21 protein-coding genes are annotated in these 18180 nt (G+C 55.1%); 17 read left to right on the forward strand and 4 right to left on the reverse strand.

Translation table 11 applies throughout. The features are described from left to right. The first annotated feature begins 12 nt into the window (after positions 1-12). The 10 genes from proC to Q1B27_RS12340 all read left to right on the forward strand — a co-directional run bounded on the left by proC (position 13) and on the right by Q1B27_RS12340 (position 8476). Positions 13-828: a pyrroline-5-carboxylate reductase gene (proC, locus tag Q1B27_RS12295; protein WP_299847962.1), complete on the forward strand. Its 816-nt coding sequence runs from the start codon at positions 13-15 to the stop codon at positions 826-828. Further along, entirely contained in the window at positions 821-1162 is a 342-nt protein-coding gene (locus tag Q1B27_RS12300; protein ID WP_299847963.1) for a tRNA-binding protein, read from the forward strand. The genes proC and Q1B27_RS12300 overlap by 8 nt, the downstream gene beginning before the upstream one ends. Then, positions 1159-2112, forward strand: a complete 954-nt coding sequence (locus Q1B27_RS12305) for a D-glycerate dehydrogenase (RefSeq protein ID WP_299847964.1) — start codon at positions 1159-1161, stop codon at positions 2110-2112. The genes Q1B27_RS12300 and Q1B27_RS12305 overlap by 4 nt, the downstream gene beginning before the upstream one ends. Positions 2113-2264: 152 nt before the next feature. Further along, positions 2265-3386: a beta-ketoacyl-ACP synthase III gene (locus tag Q1B27_RS12310; RefSeq protein WP_299847965.1), complete on the forward strand. Its 1122-nt coding sequence runs from the start codon at positions 2265-2267 to the stop codon at positions 3384-3386. Between the two features lie 313 nt (positions 3387-3699). Continuing rightward, complete coding sequence (locus Q1B27_RS12315) at positions 3700-4158, forward strand: hypothetical protein (protein WP_299847966.1); 459 nt, start codon at positions 3700-3702, stop codon at positions 4156-4158. Positions 4159-4304: 146 nt separating this feature from the next. Further along, positions 4305-4679 (forward strand): RidA family protein, encoded by a 375-nt coding sequence (locus Q1B27_RS12320; protein ID WP_299847967.1) that lies wholly within the window; start codon positions 4305-4307, stop codon positions 4677-4679. A gap of 120 nt (positions 4680-4799) precedes the next feature. Beyond that, entirely contained in the window at positions 4800-6152 is a 1353-nt protein-coding gene (gene aroA, locus Q1B27_RS12325) for a 3-phosphoshikimate 1-carboxyvinyltransferase (protein ID WP_299847969.1), read from the forward strand. Positions 6153-6239: 87 nt separating this feature from the next. Continuing rightward, positions 6240-6632 (forward strand): GFA family protein, encoded by a 393-nt coding sequence (locus Q1B27_RS12330; RefSeq protein WP_299847970.1) that lies wholly within the window; start codon positions 6240-6242, stop codon positions 6630-6632. 52 nt (positions 6633-6684) lie between these two features. Further along, on the forward strand, positions 6685-7791 hold the full coding sequence (locus Q1B27_RS12335; RefSeq protein ID WP_299847971.1) for an FAD-binding oxidoreductase: 1107 nt from the start codon (positions 6685-6687) through the stop codon (positions 7789-7791). A 70-nt stretch (positions 7792-7861) separates the two neighbouring features. Then, the gene (locus Q1B27_RS12340; protein ID WP_299847972.1) at positions 7862-8476 is read left to right on the forward strand and encodes a d(CMP) kinase; all 615 of its coding nucleotides are present in this window, start codon (positions 7862-7864) and stop codon (positions 8474-8476) included. Between the two features lie 156 nt (positions 8477-8632). Here Q1B27_RS12340 and Q1B27_RS12345 read toward each other — a convergent pair whose 3' ends face one another. Together Q1B27_RS12345 and Q1B27_RS12350 are read right to left on the reverse strand one after the other, a co-directional pair. Next, a complete protein-coding gene (locus Q1B27_RS12345; RefSeq protein WP_299847975.1) occupies positions 8633-10009 on the reverse strand; it encodes a DUF3179 domain-containing protein in 1377 nt (458 codons plus the stop codon). Positions 10010-10139: 130 nt separating this feature from the next. Continuing rightward, positions 10140-10628 (reverse strand): YHS domain-containing (seleno)protein, encoded by a 489-nt coding sequence (locus Q1B27_RS12350; RefSeq protein ID WP_299847977.1) that lies wholly within the window; start codon positions 10626-10628, stop codon positions 10140-10142. Between the two features lie 457 nt (positions 10629-11085). Here Q1B27_RS12350 and rpsA point away from each other — a divergent pair, with 457 nt between their 5' ends. From rpsA to Q1B27_RS12380, 6 genes are all read left to right on the forward strand, one after another. Beyond that, positions 11086-12765: a 30S ribosomal protein S1 gene (gene rpsA / locus Q1B27_RS12355; RefSeq protein WP_299847978.1), complete on the forward strand. Its 1680-nt coding sequence runs from the start codon at positions 11086-11088 to the stop codon at positions 12763-12765. A gap of 462 nt (positions 12766-13227) precedes the next feature. Beyond that, positions 13228-13509, forward strand: coding sequence for an integration host factor subunit beta (ihfB, locus tag Q1B27_RS12360; protein WP_085801620.1), 282 nt, complete (start codon positions 13228-13230; stop codon positions 13507-13509). Positions 13510-13513: 4 nt separating this feature from the next. Next, positions 13514-13864, forward strand: coding sequence for a LapA family protein (locus tag Q1B27_RS12365; RefSeq protein WP_299847980.1), 351 nt, complete (start codon positions 13514-13516; stop codon positions 13862-13864). 10 nt (positions 13865-13874) lie between these two features. Then, on the forward strand, positions 13875-14519 hold the full coding sequence (locus Q1B27_RS12370; protein ID WP_299847981.1) for a phosphoribosylanthranilate isomerase: 645 nt from the start codon (positions 13875-13877) through the stop codon (positions 14517-14519). Then, complete coding sequence (locus Q1B27_RS12375) at positions 14516-14965, forward strand: GNAT family N-acetyltransferase (protein WP_299847982.1); 450 nt, start codon at positions 14516-14518, stop codon at positions 14963-14965. Before Q1B27_RS12370 ends, Q1B27_RS12375 begins: the two co-directional genes overlap by 4 nt. Positions 14966-15018: 53 nt before the next feature. Further along, positions 15019-15648: a class I SAM-dependent methyltransferase gene (locus tag Q1B27_RS12380; protein ID WP_299847983.1), complete on the forward strand. Its 630-nt coding sequence runs from the start codon at positions 15019-15021 to the stop codon at positions 15646-15648. 3 nt (positions 15649-15651) lie between these two features. Here the strand turns inward: Q1B27_RS12380 and Q1B27_RS12385 are convergent, their stop codons facing one another. Then, positions 15652-16215 (reverse strand): DUF4453 domain-containing protein, encoded by a 564-nt coding sequence (locus tag Q1B27_RS12385; protein ID WP_299847984.1) that lies wholly within the window; start codon positions 16213-16215, stop codon positions 15652-15654. A gap of 121 nt (positions 16216-16336) precedes the next feature. Between Q1B27_RS12385 and trpB the strand changes: the two genes are divergently transcribed. Next, on the forward strand, positions 16337-17569 hold the full coding sequence (gene trpB, locus Q1B27_RS12390; RefSeq protein ID WP_299848327.1) for a tryptophan synthase subunit beta: 1233 nt from the start codon (positions 16337-16339) through the stop codon (positions 17567-17569). Between the two features lie 411 nt (positions 17570-17980). Here trpB and Q1B27_RS12395 read toward each other — a convergent pair whose 3' ends face one another. Next, positions 17981-18154 (reverse strand): hypothetical protein, encoded by a 174-nt coding sequence (locus Q1B27_RS12395; RefSeq protein ID WP_299847985.1) that lies wholly within the window; start codon positions 18152-18154, stop codon positions 17981-17983. Positions 18155-18180: the final 26 nt, after the last annotated feature.

An 18180-nucleotide genomic window follows, 5' to 3' on the forward strand; every position in this document is an offset into this window, starting at 1 on the left:
GGGCACACCATCATGGATATGTCATTTGTGGCCAAGAATGGCCTTGTATTGCTGGGTTGCGGCAAGATGGGCTCGGCCATGCTGCAGGGCTGGTTATCAGATGGGTTGCCATCAAAATCGGTCTGGGTGATTGACCCCAATCCCTCGGATTGGCTGAAATCAACCGGTGTCCAGATCAATGCAGCGTTGCCCGTCAAACCCGCGATCGTACTGATTGCAGTCAAGCCTCAGATGATGGGTGATGCATTGCCTGCGATTGCGGCGATGGGAAATGGCAAAACGCTGTTTGTCTCGGTAGCAGCCGGCACACCGATCGCGGCGTTCGAGGCTGCTTTGGGTGCCCAAAGCCCGATTGTTCGCGCAATGCCCAACACCCCCGCTGCCGTTGGACGTGGCATTACGGCAATAATTGGTAACAAACATACCAGTGCTGCGCAGATTGACTTGGCTCAAGGATTGTTGAGTGCTGTGGGGCAAGTGGTGCGACTGGAAGATGAAGGCCAGATGGATGCGGTGACCGGCGTCAGTGGTTCTGGTCCGGCCTATGTTTTCCACATGATTGAATGCATGGCCGCTGCCGGTGAGGTACAGGGATTAGCTCCGGAACTGGCGATGCAGCTGGCAAAGGCGACGGTTGCAGGCGCGGGCGCGTTGGCCGAGGCCGCTGAGGAAAAACCATCGCAACTGCGTGTGAATGTAACCAGCCCCAACGGAACCACACAGGCTGGGCTTGAGGTTCTGATGGATGAAACTAACGGCTTGCCATCACTGATGAAGTCGACGGTCAAAGCCGCAACTGATCGTTCGAAGGAATTGGCAGATGGCTGATGCGATTAGATTCGATGATTTCATGAAGGTCGATATCCGGGTGGGTCGCGTGGTCAAATCGGAACCTTACCCCGAGGCGCGCAAACCGGCGATCAAGATGTGGATCGACTTTGGGCCCGAAATTGGTGAAAAAAAGACATCGGCGCAGATCACGGCGCATTACACGCCAGAGGTATTAGTTGGTCGTCAGGTCGTTGCCGTCATTAACTTTCCACCCCGACAGATCGGCAGATTTATGTCCGAAGTGCTGGTCCTCGGTCTATCGGATAGCGATGGTGAAATTGTTCTGCTAGGCCCCGACAAAGACGTCCCTGTCGGAGAAAGAATGCATTGAGACGAATCCTTTTGACCCGGCCGATGCCGGAGCGTGTGGTCGAGGCGGCGCGCACCAATTTTGATGTAGAGATTCGCTATGATCCTGTGCCCATGAAAACAGGACAAATGCGCGCTGCACTAGCGCTTTATGATGGTGTAATGCCGACCCTGGGTGATATGTTCACCGCCGAGGTATTCGATGGTTTCGAAAATCCACGCTGCAAGATCCTGGCGAATTTCGGTGTCGGCTACAATCACATTGATGCCAAGGCCGCCCGCGCTGTCGGGGTTTCGATCACCAACACACCCGGTGCGGTGACCAATGCTACTGCGGATATTGCTCTGACACTGATGTTGATGTCGGCACGGCGGGCAGGTGAAGGAGAACGTTTGGTACGCGCTGGAGCATGGGAGGGATGGACACCCACCCAGATGCTGGGCCTGCACATGACTGGTAAAACTGTCGGAATTATTGGTATGGGCCGGATCGGGCAGGCTGTGGCGCGGCGATGCCATTATGGGTTTGACATGAAAGTTCTCTACGCCAACCGCAGCGAGAAAAATCTGGAGTTTCCTGCAAGACATCTGCATATGCTCGAAGTATTGGCAGGCGCTGATTTTGTAGTGCTCTGCGTTCCGGCGACATCAGAGACGCACCATTTGATGAACGCGGAAACAATCAGTCAGATGGCGCCGCATGCGCGCCTTATCAACGTCGCCCGCGGTGATGTGGTTGATGAGCCGGCGTTGATCGCAGCTTTGCAACGTGGTCAGATCGGTGGTGCGGGTTTGGATGTCTATGAACATGAACCCGAAATACCTGAAGAGATGATGGCGTTGGAAAACGTTGTGCTGCTGCCGCATCTTGGTACGGCGGCTCTGCAAGTGCGGGAGGCTATGGGGTTGATGGCGGTGGAAAATCTGCGTGCGTTTCTTGCGGGCGATACACCTCCGAATCTGGTGAATTGATCATTTAGGTTCTGGAAAAAGCCTTGGCTCAGCGCCTCTCACCAACCCCTTGCTGCGCTATCCGAGGTTTTCCGCGAATTTCCGCCTCGTCACGCTTGACCTTGAGGCAGCTATTGGATGATCTTGGGTGATCCGCCTGAGAGGCCCGATACATGCATACACCCGCCATTACCGGCACCGGCGTCTTTACGCCTGACCAGATTATCAGCAATGACGAATTGGTTGAGGCGTTCAATGCCTATGCAAAAAGGTTCAACACCGAGCACGCCGAAGCGATCGCAACCGGAGAAATTACAGCAAAAGAACCGTCTTCTTCGGAGTTCATCGTCAATGCCTCAGGTATCCATCAACGTTATGTGCTCGATAAGACAGGTATTCTTGACCCCGATGTGATGCATCCTCATTTGCCGCCACGCAGCAATGATGATCCCTCACTGATGGCGGAAATGGCGCTTGACGCCAGTGCAAAGGCGCTTGTCCAAGCGGGGCGTGACGCTGCAGAGGTTGATTTGGTGATCTGTGCCGCCAGCAATCATGAACGTGCCTATCCGGCGATTGCAGTCGAAATCCAGCAGCTGCTGGGTGCGGGCGGTTTTGCATTTGACATGAATGTGGCGTGTTCTTCAGCCACGTTCGGGATACAGGCTGCTGCTGACATGATCCGCGCAGGTTCGGTGCGGTGCGCGTTGGTGGTGAACCCTGAAATTTGTTCGGCGCATTTGGAATGGCGCGACCGTGATTGTCATTTTATCTTTGGTGATGTCTGTACGGCGTCCGTATTAGAACGCGCCGAAGATGCACCGGGTGTGCATTTCCTGGTCCGCTCAACTCGTTGCGCCACGCAATTTTCCAACAATATCCGTAACAACAATGGCTACTTGCGCAGAACCCGCGACGGACATATGGGCGACCGACGGGATATGCTTTTTGTGCAGGAAGGCCGCAAAGTTTTTAAAGAGGTGCTGCCATTGGTTTCAAAACACATCGCGGATCACATGGCCGCAGAAGGTGTTGAGGCCAAGCAGTTGAAACGTCTTTGGTTGCATCAGGCCAACAAGGCTATGAATGATTTCATTGGCCGCAAGGTGATGGGCCGTGTGCCCGAACCGCAAGAACAGCCCAATATCCTGCAAGACTATGCCAATACGTCTTCTGCGGGGTCGATCATCGCATTTTCAAAATACTCCGATGACCTGAAAGCAGGGGATACGGGTTTGATCTGCTCGTTTGGCGCAGGCTACTCGGTGGGCTCAGTCTTGGTTGAACGTGCTTGATAACAAGACTGACTTGGCAAAAAGTCCGGGTGAGGCCGTTATTGAAAGACTGATGTCGTCATCTGGAAGCACGCTTCCGGGGATGGAATGCGACGGCACCATTCATGCCTGCAATCGAAAGTTTGGGGAAAGGACATTCCCAAACTGTTCCGGCCTCACCCTCATGCCCGCTCTTGGGGAAGTCGGGCATCCGTTATCCCGGAAAACCTTGGGATTGCTTTACAAATGACATTTCGGGATAAAGCGTTTAATGGGAAAACGTCTAAGGCTTTCCCCGGTTCAATTCCGGGTGTGCCGCTTTGGGGATGAGTGAATGTCAAAAATCGGAAGCTATCTTAAGAAACACACCGAGGCGCTGGTCAAGGATGTGGGGATCGAGCCGGCCTGCGAGTTGACGGGCAAGTCCAAAGCCACGCTTGGCCGATATTATTCCGACCATGATGAACACGCCGATCGGTTTATGCCCATCGACGCTGTGGCTGCATTGGAAGAGGCGTCTTCGTACCCGCATGTAACGAGCGCGCTGGCAGAGCTAAAAAACATTCACCTGTCTTTTGACGAACGCCGCAAGAACGATGACGACAAAGGCGGGGTGAATTCCGATGTGATTGCGCTTAGCCAACGGTTCGCGATGCTGATGGCCGAGTACCAGCAATCAATAGATGACGGCGTCATTACCGTTAACGAGGCCAAGCGGCTGCTCAAGGAAACGACAATGCTGCAACAGGTGCTGATCGACATGAAGCTGCATCTGGAGGATGAAAGCGTCTGACGCAAAGGCGTTTGCGACAATAGCTTGTCGGTGTTGATTCGAAGTCTTGGCCTTGTCGCGGAATTCGTGCAGGAGTTGACTTTCTCATGCCTCACCGGTTCGGGTGAGCGAGCACTCAATTAAGAGCAATCAAAGGACCATCAATGATGAGCGATATTATCCGTCACGGTACTAAACAACGCATGAGCTCTGCCGTTCGTCACGGCGATGTGATCTATCTGGCCGGTCAGGTTGGCAATGCCGAAGATGGCGTGGCGGATCAGACCCGCACTTGCCTTGAAAAAATCGAAACGCTGCTGGCCGCAATGGATTCGGACAAGACCCGCATTTTGCAGACCACCATCTGGTTGGCCGATATGGCTGACTTTGCCACAATGAACGAAGTCTGGGACGCTTGGGTACCTGAAGGACACGCACCAGCTCGCGCGTGCGGTGAATCTAAGCTTGCCAGAAAAGAACTAAAGGTTGAAATACTGGTGATTGCCGCAGCTCAACCGCGCGATCTGGAACGCGGACGCTGATCTCTTCCAAAAAGCACTGAACCAAGGTTGAGCGCCGAAATTGATGTCTGTTCGCACGGATGGACGCCGTTTGATGGTTGCGCTATCAGGCGGGCAGGAAAATACTTGAAAGGCGCGCCCATGTCTGGCCACGGCACCCCGATCCCGATGACTTCTGCCAAATGCGGACCCTTGAAAGGCATTGCGGATGTACCCGGAGACAAGTCGATCTCGCATCGTTCGCTGATTCTGGGGGCGATGTCGGTGGGAGAGACCCGCATCACTGGCCTATTGGAAGGCGAGGACGTACTGGACACAGCCAAGGCCATGCGGGCTTTCGGGGCCGAAGTGACGGACCACGGCGGTGGCGAATACTCGGTTTTTGGAGTTGGCGTCGGCGGTTTTGCTGAACCCGATCAAGTAATTGATTGCGGTAACTCTGGCACTGGTGTGCGCCTGATCATGGGCGCAATGGCCACAGCGCCGATTACCGTCACCTTTACCGGAGACGCATCCCTCAACGGTCGTCCTATGGGGCGTGTGACCGACCCGTTGGCGCTTTTTGGTGCCCAATCGGTGGGGCGTTCGGGCGGGCGGTTGCCAATGACCATAACCGGGGCTGCCCATCCCGTGCCCGTACACTATATCGTGCCGGTACCATCCGCGCAGGTGAAATCTGCTGTCTTGTTGGCGGGCCTTAACGCACCTGGCAAAACCGTTGTGGTGGAAAAGGAAGCGACCCGCGACCATACCGAGCGCATGCTGGCCGGATTTGGTGCCGAAATCACTACGGAAGAAACGGATGAAGGTCGCGTTATCACCCTGACAGGTCAGCCCGAACTGACGCCACAGACCATAGCAGTGCCGCGCGATCCTAGCTCGGCTGCCTTTCCCGTATGCGCCGCAATCATTACTCCGGGCTCTGATGTGCTTGTACCGGGTATCGGGCTTAACCCGACGCGCGCAGGGTTGTTCACGATGCTGCGCGAAATGGGCGCGGACCTTACCTATGAAAATGAACGCACCGAAGGCGGCGAGCCTGTTGCAGACCTTCGCGCGCGGTTTTCGCCTGATCTGATAGGCATCGAAATACCACCGGATCGCGCGGCAAGCATGATCGACGAATATCCCGTATTGTCGGTGGTTGCTTCCTTCGCTGAAGGTGAAACGGTAATGCGTGGCGTGAAGGAGTTGCGGGTCAAGGAAAGTGACAGAATTGATGCTATGGCTACCGGCCTGCGCGCGAACGGCGTCACCGTCGAAGATGGCCCTGACTGGTGGACAGTCACTGGCTTAGGGCACGGTAACGTACCGGGCGGGGCCACCTGCACCAGTCATCTGGATCACCGGATCGCAATGTCTTTCATGGTGATGGGTATGGCCAGCGAGAAACCTGTAAGCGTCGATGATGGTAGCCCAATCGCTACGTCCTTTCCGATTTTCGAACCATTGATGGCCGCGCTTGGTGCTCAGATCAGGCGAGATAACCACTGACGGTTCGAGGGGCTGACAGGTCGGAATTCGGCCAGTTCTGATGAACCGCCCCCGTTAGGCTCAACCCAGCACGAAGGGAGAGTTTCAATGCAGGGAAGTTGCGAATGCGGTGCGGTCCGCTACGAAGTTTCCGGTTCTTTGCGTCCAGTTGTCGGTTGCCATTGTTCGCAATGTCGCAAGACTTCAGGCCATTATGTGGCCGCTACTCAAGCTGAAGCCAGCGATTTTACCTTGATCCGGGATGAAGGCCTTAGATGGTACCGTTCATCGCTGACCGCGCAACGAGGTTTCTGCAATATTTGTGGCAGTTCGCTTTTCTGGCAAGAGAATGAGACAAGCCACATCTCGATCATGGCTGGTACGCTTGATGGCGCTACCGATCTGCGGATGGACCGCCATATCCACGCCGAGGCCAAAGGTGATTACTACGACCTTCCAATCGGAGAACTTGTCGATCAATCGACATTGAAATTCGGTTAGAAAACAGGCCTTATATGTGGATAATATTGATTGGAATGAGTGGGTAGACTAAATGACATCTCCCGATATCATCGTGATTGGTGGCGGTATCGCAGGCATCAGCGCTGCGGCAATGATGTCTGAAGATGCCGAGGTGCTGGTCCTCGAACGCGAGCCGCAAACCGGTTATCATTCCACGGGTCGTTCTGCGGCCACCTTCATTCGCAATTACGGCAATGCCACGTTACGTGCGCTCAACGCTGCGTCCGAACCGGTTCTCGCGCAGCCAGACGGCATCGCGGAAAGTTCGCTCTTGTCGCCGCGCGGCGAATTATTGGTGGCTAACGAAGAGGAACTTGACGCCCTCAAAGCCTATGCTGCTGGGGGCAGCGGTATCGACCACATCACAGCGGATGAAGCTGTTCAACTGGTTCCGATCTTGAAGCGTGATCGGCTTGTGGCGGGGCTATATGAGGAAAGCGCACAGGACATCGACGTAGATCGCCTGTTGCAAGGATATATCCGTTTACTGCGTAGCCGGGGTGGGCAAATCGTGACCAATTCCGAGGTCGTGGCGATCATCCGGGAAGGTAATGACTGGCGGGTCGAGACCAAAGGTTTGTCGGTCACCGCGCCGGTTGTTGTCAATGCGGCCGGAGCCTGGGCCGATATCATCGCAAACATGGCAGGGGTGCAGAAGATCGGTCTGCAACCTTTTCGGCGCTCCGCCGTTTTGATGGCGGTGCCGAGTGATATTTCCGGCGCTGAAAAATGGCCGCTGATCGCCTCGGCGGAAGAGACTTGGTATGCCAAGCCCGATGCGGGAAAATTGTTGATTTCACCGGCGGATGAAGATCCGGTTGATCCGCATGACGTTTGGCCCGACGACATGGTTTTGGCCGAAGGTTTGCACCGGTTCGAAGAAGCCACGAATTTTCCGATCACCCGTCCTACTCATAGTTGGGCAGGTCTTCGCAGCTTTACGTCAGATCGAACGCCGGTTGCTGGGTTTGCGCCCGATGCTCCAGGATTTTTCTGGCTGGCTGGGCAAGGGGGATACGGCGTCCAGACCTCGCCAGCATTAGCCGCGCTGACCCATGCTTTGTGCTGCGGGAAGAGTCCAGCGCTTGCAACGGAGGTTGTAACTGCCATCAGCCCCGCGCGCTTTGCCTTGGGTTGAGTGTGGCATGCCTGAACTTGAGCCCCCGGCCACGATCCACTAGGCATGTACCTTCAAAAGGGGGCGCAATATGTCATTCACCATTGCGATTGATGGACCGGCAGCTGCAGGCAAGGGCACGATTTCCCGCGCGGTGGCCAAGCATTTTGGATTTGCGCAACTGGATACTGGTCTGCTTTATCGCGCTACCGGGCGGCGGACGTTGGACGGGACCGATCCGGTAGAAGCTGCATATAACCTTACCCCCGAGGATTTGAATGCCGATGATCTACGCTCGCCCGAAGTAGCCCAGGCTGCCAGCCGGGTTGCGGCTTTGCCAGATGTCCGCCAGGCGTTGCTTGATTTCCAGCGCGCTTTTGCCACTCGCGATGGTGGTGCGGTACTGGATGGGCGCGATATCGGCACCGTGATCTGCCCGGACGCGCAGGTGAAATTGTTCGTGACGGCCACGGATGACGTGCGCGCCAGGCGCCGCCACAAAGAGCTGGTCGAAAAGGGACATGACGTCTCGTATGATGAGGTTATGGCCGATCTTCAGGCTCGTGATGCCCGCGACAGTGCCCGTACCACGGCGCCCTTGAAACCAGCCGATGACGCCACACGGCTTGATACATCGGAGATGACCATAGCCATCGCAATCGAGGCCGCGATCAGTATTGTGCAGAAGCGATTGGCCGAGGTTTAATAGCGCGATCATACTGCCCTTGGCATGAGGGTCTCTGGCGCTCGTTTTGGAAGGCTGAGCATTCGGAAAAACCCTGTAACTGACTATGCGCCTAGCCTTGCTCAATAAGCTGAAAGCGCCCGGCCAGTCACGGGGACTTGGTAACAGCGCCTCAATCTAACCTTTGTAGATTTCGCTTTCCGCCCCCAGATACCCATTCCAGGCAAACCAATAAGCGATATGCCCCGGTACTCGCGGCAAAGTGCGTCCATCTGGTGCAACCAATGCCTCTTCTGTGATCTGCCAACGAGTGCCATCATTGGACAACAAACCACCCTTGTCGGCTGATTTGAAGGTCAGCGCGTTGCGTTCGAACGCGCGTACGCTGCGGGTCTTTTCATCGCCAACCAAGACCAGCTTCTTATCTCGCATGGCATCGTTGATCACCTTGCGCTTGCGAAACGCCTTCAGCGGCCAGGCCTTGGCCCCGCCAAACTCACGAATGCCAAAGACGTAATCCTTTTGCCGATGCTGTCGCTGATCGACATTGGTCGGAAACATAAGGTCTTTCGACGCAAAATAATCGCGATAGACTACGCCCGAGCCGTAGTCGCGCCGATGCCCGGTTTGCATTGACAAGATGCGGGTCTGCGGGTTGTCGCGTTTCCAATTCTCCCACGTCGTGATTACGACTGGACGCTGTTTAAGCTTGATCCCGCTGTTTACGAGGCGCCCGGAGACCGGCTTACCGGTGAACTGGTTCCACAACGAATGGGTCGCCCGGTCAAACATCAGTTTGTTCGAACGATAGAGGAATCCGGAAGAGCCGAAGATCAAAGGTTTTGTTCGTCCACGGACCTTGGTCTCGAACAGAATGCCCGACCCGCATAAAGTGCAGTACGCGAGCGCGACCGGTATGCCACCGATCACCTCATTGAACATCTCGTGCCAACCCATGATCCTGAGCGGATATGCACGGGTGTCACCATTGATCGACACCCCAAACACCAGATCACCTTTGCGCATATAACTGGCCTCGGACGCGGTAATCAGACGGGGGTTGTCCAGCGACGGAATGCCGTCCTTACGCACACCACCCCAAGTAATTTCCTCAAGTCGGATTTTCATCTTGTCACGACGCAGGTGGCGGGGTTTGAGAAAGACATCGAAATTGGGGTCGATCTCGAGGTAGATTTCACGTTTGAGCGCGATCAGCGACGGCTGATGCGGAACGATCTGTGGGTTGGCCTCTTGCCAGAGCATCCAGTCGAACCAGTTGTTGCCCGCGCCGGTGCCGGTGATAGCTGTCAGTGTCTCGACGAAGTGAGTCGATGGAAGTTGCGAAAATCGCATCGCCATGATCAGACCGGACGCAAGATCGGGGCTACCTCGCTCGCGGATTTTATCCAGCGCAGCGATCGCATTTTCGGGTGGTCCGACCAACGTTGTCCGCAACAGATCAAATTCCGTTATATCATCCTGTGCCCCTAATGGCGACGAAACAGCGCCAAGCGCTGCTGAGCTTGCAATAAAGCGGCGACGGGAAAGCGACATGAAGATCCTCCGATTGGCATCTGACCGGAAAATGGGTGCTTTGTGGATCACATGCATTAAACGAGTTGGTGAGCGGAATGTCGCAAATTGAAACAGGCGGGGCCACGTCTTGCAGCCCCGCCCAACGGGATCAGGTATCCGCCAGTTCTTCAACCGACTTGTGTTCGATCTTTTCCCAGTTCTGGTCCGCCGTTGCCTTGGTGCCAGCAACATCTTCCATGAAGAGTTCGCGTGTCTTGGCGTTCAAGAACAAAAACAGTTTGCCGTCGTGGACCAGAAACTGATCTGGGTCGCCGTCGAATTTCTGACCAACCGATACACCGTAGGAACAGAAACCACCGTGCTGCGGTGTGTATTTTACTGGGTTAGCCTTGAACGCTTCCATGTTTTCGGCGCTTGCAAAGTAATAGCTAGCCCCGTCATGGGTCAGCGCGTGGTTCGCTGAACCGTCTACGACTTTCGCATCATTCAGCAGAGCAACCGGGTCTGCACCATGTACGGCCAGAGGGGCGCCAGCCGCAGAAATGCCGTTGCTGACATTGATCTCGTCAGCCGCAAATGCGGGCCCTGAAATCAGGGGAAGCGTAGCGATGATGCTAGTAATCAACAGATTTTTCATTTTCGGTCCTTTCAGGTTTCGGGTCCGTCGTTGATGACGCGACAGAAAGGAATTTGATGCATTGCTTCGAAATTTGAATGCTGAATTTTTCATCAAAACATGCAAATCGTTCTGATTTTGTGAATGAATAGGAAAATTCAACGACAATTCACTTCTACGCGTTCCGATTTACCTGAATGCTACGGCAGCAGGTTTTCCGTTCGATCCAAGTCAGGGTGGTGCATTTGCAGTCGGATCCTGCCCCATCTAAGGCTTGATTGTCCCGCATCCACCCGCTATACGCGCGCCTGTCTACAAGGTGGAAACCGCCGCAGAGCATCGAGACGGGCAGGGTCGGGCACAAGCCGGCCCTCTTTGTTTTGCGGAAAGTGACGGTCCGCCTGACCAATGAAACCCTCAAGACCGGCGGAGACAACCGCGCGGCCCGAAACACGAAACGTTAGGATTGAAACGCCACATGGCTCAAAACGCATCGATGGAGGAATTCGAAGCCCTCCTCAACGAAAGCTTCGAAATGGACACACCCGAAGAAGGGTCTGTTGTCAAAGGTAAAGTCATCGCAATTGAAGCGGGGCAAGCCATCATCGACGTAGGCTACAAGATGGAAGGCCGCGTCGAACTTAAAGAATTCGCAAATCCCGGTGAAGCCCCCGAAATCGCCGTCGGCGATGAGGTTGAGGTGTTCCTGCGCTCGGCTGAAAACGCCCGTGGCGAGGCCGTCATCTCGCGCGAGATGGCACGCCGCGAGGAAGCTTGGGATCGTCTGGAAAAAGCCTATGCCGACGACGAGCGTGTAGAAGGCGCGATCTTTGGCCGTGTCAAAGGCGGCTTCACTGTCGATTTGGGCGGTGCTGTGGCCTTCCTGCCCGGCTCACAGGTTGATGTGCGTCCCGTGCGCGACGCGGGCCCGCTGATGGGTCTGAAGCAACCATTCCAGGTCCTGAAAATGGATCGTCGCCGGGGCAACATCGTTGTGTCGCGCCGCGCCATCCTGGAAGAAAGCCGTGCCGAACAGCGCGCCGAAGTCATTGGCAACCTGACCGAGGGTCAGAATGTCGAGGGTGTGGTCAAGAACATCACCGAATACGGTGCGTTCGTTGATCTGGGCGGTGTCGACGGTCTGCTGCACGTCACCGACATGGCCTGGCGCCGCGTCAACCACCCGTCGGAAATCTTGTCGATCGGCGAGACCGTGAATGTTCAGGTCATCAAGATCAACAAGGAAACCCACCGTATTTCGCTGGGTATGAAGCAACTGCAAGACGATCCTTGGGATCTGGTTGCTGCCAAATACCCGCTGGAATCGACCCATACCGGCCGTGTCACCAACATTACCGATTACGGCGCTTTTGTTGAGCTGGAGCCGGGTGTTGAAGGGTTGGTTCACGTCAGCGAGATGTCCTGGACCAAGAAGAACGTGCATCCTGGCAAGATCGTTTCGACCAGCCAGGAAGTTGAAGTCATGGTTCTGGAAATCGACGGTGCAAAACGTCGCGTGTCCCTGGGTCTCAAGCAGACCATGCGCAATCCGTGGGAAGTTTTTGCCGAGCAGTTCCCTGAGGGCACCGAGGTTGAAGGTGAAGTCAAGAACATCACCGAATTCGGTCTCTTCATCGGTCTTGAAGGCGAGATCGACGGCATGGTTCACCTTAGCGACATCTCGTGGGACGAACGTGGCGAGGATGCGATCCAGAACTTCCGCAAAGGCGATATGGTTCAGGCCGTTGTGTCCGAAGTTGACACCGAGAAAGAGCGTATCTCGTTGTCGATCAAGGCGCTTGGCGGCGACAAGTTCGCCGAAGCCGTTGGTGGCGTGAAGCGCGGATCGATCATCACGGTCGAGGTCACCTCGATCGAGGATGGCGGCATCGAAGTCGAGTACGAAGGTATGAAATCGTTCATCCGCCGTTCGGATCTGTCGCGTGATCGCGCAGAACAGCGCCCGGATCGCTTCAGCGTTGGCAACAAGGTTGACGTGCGTGTGACCAATGTCGACAGCAAGACCCGTCGTCTGGGTCTGTCGATCAAGGCACGCGAGATCGCCGAAGAAAAAGAAGCCGTTGAACAATATGGCAGCTCGGATTCAGGGGCGTCGCTGGGCGATATCCTGGGTGCAGCGTTGAAAGGCGACGAATAAGTCAGACCTTCGTTTCTGGAAATCTGATCAGGCCCCGCTTTTATCAGCGGGGCCTTTTCTTTGCCTTGGTTGTCTCAATAGAAAAGCGCTTCCGCGCAGGCTTGACCTCTTGTCCGGCGCTTTCGGTGCCTATCTCGGCAAAAGCTGCCAATGTGAGATAAACAACCTGTGCCCTAATTAGGTTCGCCACCCTGCAATTCAGTGGTGTGCGGTCGACGCGCTATACCTTGGTCTTTTGGTTTGCGAATCAAAGTAGGCACAGAAGTGTAGAATCGGCGCAGTTGGGTGCCGATGCGACCCGCCCGTTTGTCTCAGAAGTAAGATTTTCGCGCATGATGGCGAATTTATGGGCAAAATCATGCTGTTCACCTATTGCTAGGCTCTTCTTTTTTTCGCGATTTTATCTATAGTTACTGCGTTGCCAGTCGACCAAAACAAAAAATCGCTCGGGGGAGGGTGCCGATGATCCGATCGGAATTGATTCAGAAAATTGCCGATGAGAACCCGCATTTATATCAGCGGGACGTGGAACGTATCGTCAACACGATCTTCAACGAAATCACAGACGCGATGGCCAAGGGCAACCGTGTCGAACTGCGTGGCTTTGGCGCGTTTTCGGTGAAAAAGCGGGATGCTCGAACAGGTCGAAATCCGCGCACGGGTGAGTCGGTTCAAGTTGAAGAAAAGCACGTTCCATTCTTTAAGACGGGCAAGTTGCTCCGGGACCGCTTGAACGGGAAGTAAACCCATGCGCTACATTCGCTATGCCTCGATTGCCATCTTCGCGGTGGCCCTGATTTTGATCGCGTTGGCCAATCGCGGCATGGTTACAGTTAAGGTTTTACCAAACGAACTGGCGTCGCTAGCGGCGCTGAACCCCAGCTATGACGTGCCACTGTTCATTGTTATTTTCTGCGGCATTCTTGCGGGACTTATCGTTGGATTTATCTGGGAATGGATTCGTGAGGCCAAGGAACGAATGGCCGCTGCCAAGCAGGCACGTGAGATGCAGCAGATGCGTGCAGAGATTCGGCGCTTGAAAGGTGAAAAGCATCAGGGCAAGGATGAAGTCTTGGCTCTCTTGGAAGAGGCCAGCTGAGGCGCGTCTTATGCCAGAGGATATCCGGGTCAAGATTTGCGGGCTGAAACGGCCTGAAGATGTTGCCGCGTCCGTTAACGCGTGTGCCTCCTATTTGGGCTTTAATTTCTTTCCGAAATCACCGCGCTATCTTGAGATACCAGATGCCGCTGCCTTGGCTGTCGATGTGCCTGAAGGCGTAGCGAAGGTCGCACTGACGGTCGATGCTGATGATGCTTTGCTTGATGCGCTGACGGGACAGGTGCCGATTGACATTTTGCAACTGCATGGCAGTGAAACGCCTGAGCGGGTCTTGGCAGTGAAGTCGCGCTATGGCGTGCCGGTGATGAAAGTAGTTGGCGTCGCGACCAAGGATGATCTGCCCCTTCTGGATGCACATTCCCGCGTGGCTGACCAGCTATTGGTGGATGCCAAACCGCCCCCCGATGCTGACCGGCCCGGGGGCAATGCGGTAGCCTTTGATTGGAACTTGATTGCCAGCCGACGCTGGTCTGTACCATGGATGCTGGCCGGTGGTTTGACGTCGGAAAACGTGGCTGAGGGGATCGCACTGACCGGCGCCAAGCAGGTCGACGTAGCCTCGGGTGTGGAAAAAGCGCCTGGGATCAAAGATGCAAAGATGATTGCTGACTTTATTGCGGCTGCTCGGAAATGATCAGGTTTCGCGAGGCGACACGGGACGATGTTCCCGCAGTGATTGCTCTGCTGGTTGACGATGTGTTGGGCCAGTCCCGTGAAGATGCTGATATCAGCCCATATCTGGCCGCTTTTGGTGCCATGCAGGCTGAGGGTGGAAACCAATTGATTGTGGGAGAGACTGAAAACAAAACCGTTGTCGCCACCTATCAGTTGACCTTTATCAGTGGGTTGTCGCTGCGCGCGGCGCGACGGGCGCAGGTTGAAAGCGTGCGCGTGGCCAGCCATCTGCGCGGACAGGGCATCGGTGAAGCAATGTTCATCGATGCTGATGCCCGCGCCCGTGTAGCTGGATGCAGTCTAATGCAGCTAACCATGAATGCCACCCGTATCGACAGTCACAGGTTCTACGAGCGTCTCGGTTTTCAACCGACCCATACGGGTTTCAAGCGTGTGCTCGATTAGTTGACAGAAAGCTGGGCACTGCCGATGCTGTAGGTTTGGGGGTCGGGGTCAAAATGGCAGCACATACCGAAGAATTGGACGATGTCTATGGCGCGAAATCGCCCGAAGAAACGCGGGCGATCTATAACCAGTGGGCAGACAGCTATGACGCTGACAATCTTTCGCGCGGGTTCCGATTACCTTCTCTGGCTGCCGGAATGCTTGCACGGTTCCTTGGCCAAACCAACGGACCCATATTGGATGCCGGCTGTGGTACCGGGCTGGTCAGTGAGGCGCTGAAATTGATGGGCTATGGCCCAATCACTGGCTGCGATTTGTCGCCCGATATGTTGGCTGCCGCACGCAAGACCGGCGCCTATTCCGAATTGCACGAGGTTGATATGGGGCAACCTATGCCCTTTCCAAAAGGAGCCTTCACGGGTTTTGTTTGCGTGGGATCTTTTGGACCCGGTCACGCGCCACCGGTTAGCCTGGAACATTTAGCGCATGTCACACGGCCTCGCGGTTATGGCGTATTCAACCTGATCGAGGCGACCTATCAGGAGCAGGGTTTCCCCGCGATTATGGAAGGACTGAGCAAATCGGGCAGATGGCAGATTGTACAGACCTCAGAGCCGTTCTTGCCGTTTCTTTTGGGAGAGCCGGACCTCTGGTCGCGACTCTACGTGGTGCGGATGAACTAAGCCCTAGCCTGCCCATTCAGCGCAGGCTTCTTCCGGAAAAATAGTGTTTGGCACCCAACCACCTGCTTTCAGCCCGGTGAAATCATGATCATGGGTTGTCACATAGCTCCAATCTCCAACGGTCAGATAGGAGAACATGATAAAATCACCCATCTCAACCTGGCCGATTGCGTGGGCCGCATCATCATGACCCACGCGCAGGGCCGCACCTTCACCGAGCCAACCGAGGCAGGCAGATTCAAACGGGCCGCGCATCGGCAAATCGCGTAGTTGCCGCCGGATCGAAATATCGTCAATCTCAAGTGTGGTGCGTGAGGTGTCGATCGTGCAACCGTTTGATGCCTCGAACCGCTTGATTGCTTCGACTTGGAACTTGACGTCGGGCGAGAGCGTAATGTCGCTACCGGTGCAATCAGAGTTGTCAAAGAGAGCTTTCCCCAACGGAGAGCCAAAGCAATAGCCCGCCCGGTCCATCAGAAGGTTACGCGTGAACCATGCGTCCTCGCAGGCGTCCTGAGCCGCTGCAGAGGTGGCAAGTAGCAATACCGGAATGGACCAATGTCTCATGGTGCAAACCTTGCCGGATTGCCGCCCGGAAATCCAGTTTTGCCACCCTTTTCACTGGAAAATCCTGCCCGCGCGCCATATTCAAGAGCGAGAGTCCAGCCAAGCCATGCGAAAGGCGCATCTGATGAACGATCTATTCAACACTTTCATGAACGGTCCTGACGAGAAAGGTCGTTTTGGTGATTTTGGCGGCCGGTTTGTATCGGAAACGCTGATGCCGCTCATTCTTGAGTTGGAAGCGCAGTATGAGAATGCCAAGACCGATGAAAGTTTTTGGGCTGAGATGCATGACCTGTGGACCCATTATGTCGGTCGACCCTCACCGTTATATTACGCTGATCGGCTGACCAGTCATCTGGGTGGGGCCAAGATTTACCTCAAGCGGGATGAGCTGAACCACACCGGCGCCCACAAGATCAATAACGTACTGGGTCAGATCATTCTGGCGCGGCGTATGGGTAAGACCCGGATCATCGCTGAAACCGGCGCAGGCCAACACGGTGTCGCCACCGCCACCGTCTGTGCCAAGTTTGGGCTGAAATGTGTGGTTTATATGGGTGCGCATGATGTCGAACGGCAAAAACCCAACGTATTCCGCATGCGGCTTTTGGGGGCTGAGGTGATTCCAGTTACCTCCGGTCGGGGCACGCTTAAGGACGCGATGAACGACGCGTTGCGCGACTGGGTGACCAATGTGCGTGATACGTTCTATTGCATCGGGACTGTTGCGGGACCGCATCCTTACCCGGCGATGGTACGTGATTTTCAGGCTATCATCGGGAAAGAAGCCAAAGAACAGATGATGGCCGCCGAAGGGCGTCTGCCCGACACTATCATTGCTGCGATTGGCGGTGGTTCGAATGCGATGGGTCTTTTCTTCCCCTTCTTGGACGACAAAGACGTTCAGATTATCGGTGTCGAAGCGGGCGGCAAGGGTGTAAATGCCAAGATGGAACATTGCGCCTCGCTCACCGGCGGTCGCCCGGGCGTTCTGCATGGCAACCGTACCTATTTGTTGCAGGACGATGACGGTCAGATTTTGGAAGGGTATTCGATCTCAGCCGGGCTCGATTATCCGGGGATCGGGCCGGAACACAGCTGGCTGCACGAAATTGGCCGCGCCAAGTATGTTTCCATCACCGACAAGGAAGCGCTTGAGGCGTTTCAGCTTTGTTGCTTGCAGGAAGGGATCATCCCGGCGCTAGAGCCCAGTCATGCGCTGGCCCATGTGATGAAAATTGCGCCCGGATTGCCCGCCGATCACCTGATCTGCATGAATATGTGTGGACGCGGTGACAAGGATATTTTCACCGTTGCAAAACACCTGGGTTTTGAAATGGAAGAGGCGGATTAAGCCCGCATCTGGCGCGCCCCCGCCCATTCGCTCTAGCTGCAGGGAACGCAAAACAAGGGCAGGCGATATCGCCGAGAAGTCGGAGAGCCTTTTTGCATTTGCGCGTCGCAAGGTGTGCCCTTGGAGCACATTGCAAAGATAGCGACCATTCAGCGTGCTTTCCCAACTTAGCGCGATGCAAGCAGTTATCACCGCCGCTGTTCACGCGCCCAGTCAATAGAGGTACCCTAGCATGTGGAAATGAAATCTCAGCCCTGTCGTAGTTTACGACGGGGCTGAGGCTAATGCTATCTGCCTGCCGGAAGTATCAAGCGAAACCTTTTCGCTTTTGAACATCCCCTAAAAAAGAACGCCCGGCCCGGGAAATAGGCCTCGGACCGGGCATTCGCTGCATATATCCGGAAACTCGTACTAATCCAGGTCAGGCAGATTGCGACGATTGATCTCGCGGCGCTGCGCAACCATTACCTTGTAAATTGCCTCGTCAACGGCATCTTCGATACCGGGTTTCGGCTCGCCTTCGATCTCACGCAAACCAAACGTAAGCACCGCAGACGATTGCGGTTCATCAAACATATTACTCATCACACTTAAACTCCTGTCAGGATTTC

Origin of the sequence: uncultured Roseovarius sp. (assembly GCF_947489715.1) — a bacterium.
Lineage (GTDB): Bacteria > Pseudomonadota > Alphaproteobacteria > Rhodobacterales > Rhodobacteraceae > Roseovarius.

Bases quoted from the DNA above. Each gene is read 5' to 3' on its own strand.
- Q1B27_RS12395 (WP_299847985.1), bottom strand. From the start codon at position 18,154: ATGAGTAATATGTTTGATGAACCGCAATCGTCTGCGGTGCTTACGTTT.
- Q1B27_RS12370 (WP_299847981.1), top strand. From the start codon at position 13,875: ATGCCAGAGGATATCCGGGTCAAGATTTGCGGGCTGAAACGGCCTGAA.
- Q1B27_RS12330 (WP_299847970.1), top strand. From the start codon at position 6,240: ATGCAGGGAAGTTGCGAATGCGGTGCGGTCCGCTACGAAGTTTCCGGT.
- Q1B27_RS12380 (WP_299847983.1), top strand. From the start codon at position 15,019: ATGGCAGCACATACCGAAGAATTGGACGATGTCTATGGCGCGAAATCG.
- Q1B27_RS12310 (WP_299847965.1), top strand. From the start codon at position 2,265: ATGCATACACCCGCCATTACCGGCACCGGCGTCTTTACGCCTGACCAG.
- Q1B27_RS12350 (WP_299847977.1), bottom strand. From the start codon at position 10,628: ATGAAAAATCTGTTGATTACTAGCATCATCGCTACGCTTCCCCTGATT.
- Q1B27_RS12345 (WP_299847975.1), bottom strand. From the start codon at position 10,009: ATGTCGCTTTCCCGTCGCCGCTTTATTGCAAGCTCAGCAGCGCTTGGC.
- Q1B27_RS12375 (WP_299847982.1), top strand. From the start codon at position 14,516: ATGATCAGGTTTCGCGAGGCGACACGGGACGATGTTCCCGCAGTGATT.
- Q1B27_RS12365 (WP_299847980.1), top strand. From the start codon at position 13,514: ATGCGCTACATTCGCTATGCCTCGATTGCCATCTTCGCGGTGGCCCTG.
- Q1B27_RS12300 (WP_299847963.1), top strand. From the start codon at position 821: ATGGCTGATGCGATTAGATTCGATGATTTCATGAAGGTCGATATCCGG.
- Q1B27_RS12315 (WP_299847966.1), top strand. From the start codon at position 3,700: ATGTCAAAAATCGGAAGCTATCTTAAGAAACACACCGAGGCGCTGGTC.
- Q1B27_RS12335 (WP_299847971.1), top strand. From the start codon at position 6,685: ATGACATCTCCCGATATCATCGTGATTGGTGGCGGTATCGCAGGCATC.
- Q1B27_RS12340 (WP_299847972.1), top strand. From the start codon at position 7,862: ATGTCATTCACCATTGCGATTGATGGACCGGCAGCTGCAGGCAAGGGC.
- Q1B27_RS12320 (WP_299847967.1), top strand. From the start codon at position 4,305: ATGAGCGATATTATCCGTCACGGTACTAAACAACGCATGAGCTCTGCC.
- aroA (WP_299847969.1), top strand. From the start codon at position 4,800: ATGTCTGGCCACGGCACCCCGATCCCGATGACTTCTGCCAAATGCGGA.
- rpsA (WP_299847978.1), top strand. From the start codon at position 11,086: ATGGCTCAAAACGCATCGATGGAGGAATTCGAAGCCCTCCTCAACGAA.
- proC (WP_299847962.1), top strand. From the start codon at position 13: ATGGATATGTCATTTGTGGCCAAGAATGGCCTTGTATTGCTGGGTTGC.
- Q1B27_RS12385 (WP_299847984.1), bottom strand. From the start codon at position 16,215: ATGAGACATTGGTCCATTCCGGTATTGCTACTTGCCACCTCTGCAGCG.
- ihfB (WP_085801620.1), top strand. From the start codon at position 13,228: ATGATCCGATCGGAATTGATTCAGAAAATTGCCGATGAGAACCCGCAT.